Source organism: Anaeromyxobacter sp. PSR-1, from assembly GCF_000964525.1.
Classification (GTDB): Bacteria; Myxococcota; Myxococcia; order Myxococcales; family Anaeromyxobacteraceae; genus Anaeromyxobacter.
The window spans coordinates 1-2948 of the sequence record NZ_BAZG01000302.1 but is presented as its reverse complement, the minus strand read 5'-3'; the positions used below and the strand labels follow the sequence as shown (position 1 = coordinate 2948).

At 77.3% G+C, this 2948-nt stretch carries 3 protein-coding genes; 1 reads left to right on the top strand and 2 read right to left on the bottom strand.

The window, feature by feature from the left end; genetic code table 11:
- Nucleotides 1-100 precede the first annotated feature (100 nt).
- Entirely contained in the window at nucleotides 101-415 is a 315-nt protein-coding gene (locus tag PSR1_RS22700) for a Smr/MutS family protein (RefSeq protein ID WP_059439574.1), read from the bottom strand.
- A 25-nt stretch (nucleotides 416-440) separates the two neighbouring features.
- Here PSR1_RS22700 and PSR1_RS22695 point away from each other — a divergent pair, with 25 nt between their 5' ends.
- A complete protein-coding gene (locus tag PSR1_RS22695; protein ID WP_059439573.1) occupies nucleotides 441-1274 on the top strand; it encodes a phosphatase PAP2 family protein in 834 nt (277 codons plus the stop codon).
- Between the two features lie 7 nt (nucleotides 1275-1281).
- Here PSR1_RS22695 and PSR1_RS22690 read toward each other — a convergent pair.
- Nucleotides 1282-2948: ATP-binding protein (locus PSR1_RS22690; RefSeq protein WP_059439572.1), on the bottom strand; the 1667-nt coding region annotated here is incomplete at its 5' end.

The following is a 2948-nucleotide window of genomic DNA, read 5'->3' as shown; positions in this document are numbered from 1 at the left end:
GGCGGCAAGGGCGGCGGCGCGCCGGACCTGGCGCAGGGCAGCGGCCCCGACGCGGCGGCGCTGGAGGAGGCGCTCGCCGCCGCGGCCCGGGGCGCGTGACTCAAGGCGCGTGCAGCGTCACCAGCGTCGCGCCCCAGCCGCCCGCGTCCTCGCCGGCGGCGCGGAACGCCTTCACCCGCGGGTCGCGCGCCAGCAAGGCCTCCACCGTGCGCCGCAGCGCCCCGATGCCCTTGCCGTGCACGATGCGCAGCTCCGTCAGCCCCGCCTCGCGGCAGGCCCCGATCCACTCCGGCACGAGCGTCCCCACCTCGCCGGGCGCGAACGCGTGCAGGTCGAGCGTGCCGTCGATGGGGAGCGGCACCGGCTCCGGGAACGGATCGTCGCGGCCGGAAGGGGGATCGGGCGCTCGCGCCATGGCGGACGGATGATACTGTCCGGCGATGCGCCGCGCCTCCCCGCCCGCCGTCGCCGCCCTGCTGGCCGCCGCGCTCCTCGCGGCCCCGGCCCGCGCCGCCGGCCCCCACCCGCTGCGCGGCGACGACCGCACCGACCTCGCGGTGACCGGCGCGGCCGCCGGCGTCTGGCTGCTCGGCGAGGTGCTGAAGCCGGAGCTGGCGCCCTCGGCGTGCCGCTTCTGCAAGGCGAACGCGCTCGACGTCTGGGCGCGCGACCGGCTGGTGCTCTCCGACGCCACGCTCGCCGCGCGCGGCTCGGACGTGATCGCCTTCGCGCTCATGCCGGCGGCGGTCACCGCCCACCAGCTCCTCGCCGCGCGGGGCGCCGGCGACGGCGGGGAGGGCTGGCGCGACCTGCTCTACGTGGCCGAGGCCGCCTCGCTCTCGATGGCGGTGAACCAGGTGGTGAAGCTGGCGGTGGGGCGCCAGCGCCCGTTCGTGCGGTACGGGAACTGGGCCTCGGGGAGCCGCGAGGGCGACCCCGACGACAACCTGTCCTTCTACTCGGGCCACTCGGCGCTGGCGTTCTCGATCGCCTCCGCCGCCGGCACCGTCTCCACGCTGCGCGGCTACTCCAGCGCGCCGTGGGTCTGGGCCGTCGGGATGACGCTCGCCACCGGCGTCGGCTACCTGCGCATGGCCGGCGACAAGCACTGGCTGACCGACGTGCTGGTCGGCGCCGCGGTGGGCGGCGGGGTGGGCGCGGCGGTGCCGCTGCTCCTGCACGGCCGGGAGGATCGCCCGGCGCCGGGCGGCGGCGCGTCGCCCGCGGGCGCGCGGGTGGTGCCGCTGCCGTTGGGCCTGATGGTGGTGTGGTGAGGCGCGGCTAGCTGCGCGGGGATCCCGCGGTCACGAGCCGCCGCGCCAGCAGCGCCCGGATCGTCTCGAGCTCGAACGGCTTCTCCACGCACTCCACCGGCTCCTGCTCGAGGAAGGTTCGGGCGGCGGGCGTGAAGGCGCCGCCGGTGAGGAACACGACGCGGCCGGCCAGCTCCGGCGCGCGCTCGCGCAGCGACCGGTACAGCTCCATCCCGGTCATCTCCGGCATGAGCAGGTCCGAGAGGATGAGGTCGAACCGCTCCCCCGCCGCCACCCGCGCCAGCGCGGCGCGCGCGCTCGAGGCGACCGTCACCTCGTGCTCGCCCTGCAGCGTCCGCTGGATGACCGTCCCCACCAGCGGCTCGTCGTCCACCACCAGGATCCGCCCGCGCGCCCGCGCCGCCGGCGCGGCCCCCCGTCCCGGCGCGCCGGCCCCGTCCGGACCCGACGCCGGCAGGACGACGCGGAAGGCGGTGCCGTGGCCGAGCGCGCTCTCCACCTGGATCTCGCCGCCCATCGCCGAGACGATGCTCTGGCAGATCGAGAGCCCGAGCCCGGTGCCCACGCCCGGCGGCTTGGTGGTGAAGAACGGGTCGAAGATGCGGGGCAGGTGCTCCGGCGCGATGCCCGAGCCGGTGTCGGCCACCTCCACCGCCACCCGCTCGCCGGCCAGCGCGCGGGCGGAGACCCGGATCTGGTGCTCGTCGGCGTGGCCCTCCGGGATGGCCTGCGCGGCGTTCACGAGCAGGTTGAGGAACACCTGGCCGAGCCGCGCCTCGCAGCCCTGGACCGGCGGGACGTCGGCCAGCTCGCGGACCAGCCGGGCGCGGTGCCGGATCTCGTTCCAGGCCACGCTCACGCAGGAGTCGAGCAGCGGCGCGAGCGACACCGGGCCGGCGCGCTCCTCGTCCGGCCGCGAGAACGTCTTCAGGTCGCGGACGATGACCCGCATCCGCTCCGCGCCGTCGCGCGCGTCGTGGACGGCGTCGAGCAGCGCGTTCGCGAGGTCCGGCTCGCGCCCGCATCCGCTCCGCGCCGCGGCGAGGCGCGGGGCGAGCAGCGTGAGCTGCTCGTCCACGTAGGACAGGTTCGCGACCACGTAGGCGAGCGGGTTGTTCAGCTCGTGCGCCACGCCGGCGGCGAGCGTGCCCACCGACACCATCCGGTCGGCGAGCGCGAGGCGCGCGTGGAGCTGCTTGCGCTCGCTCACGTCGCGCAGCGCGACGAGGTGCCGGCCCGGCCGGATGTCCGGGATGCCGGTGAACTCGACCGAGCGCCGGAGCCCGCCGGCGTGCACCACCTCGGCCGCGCCGCTCACCCGCTCGCCCCGGAGCACGTCCGCGAGCGCCGGGGTGCCCGGGCGCGGCGGCTCCGCGGCGAGCTCCGCCAGGCTCCGCCCGACGACGCCGGCCCGCCCGCAGCCGAGCAAGGTCATCGCGGCCGCGTTCGCGTCGCGGATCAGCCCCGACGCGTCCACGCACAGCATCGCGTCGAGCGCGGCGTCGAACACCGCCCGCATCTGGCGCTCGCGCTCGAGCACCTCGGCCTCGGCGAGCTCGCGCGCCAGGGCCGCCGCGAGCACGCCGGCGCTCGCCTCGAGGAACCGCAGCTCGTCCGCGTGGAAGATCCGCGGGTGCCGTACGTAGGCGCCGATGACGCCCAGCGGGTGCTCGC

Coding starts and splice junctions, on each gene's coding strand:
- PSR1_RS22700 (WP_059439574.1), bottom strand. CDS start 415: ATGGCGCGAGCGCCCGATCCCCCTTCCGGCCGCGACGATCCGTTCCCG.
- PSR1_RS22695 (WP_059439573.1), top strand. CDS start 441: ATGCGCCGCGCCTCCCCGCCCGCCGTCGCCGCCCTGCTGGCCGCCGCG.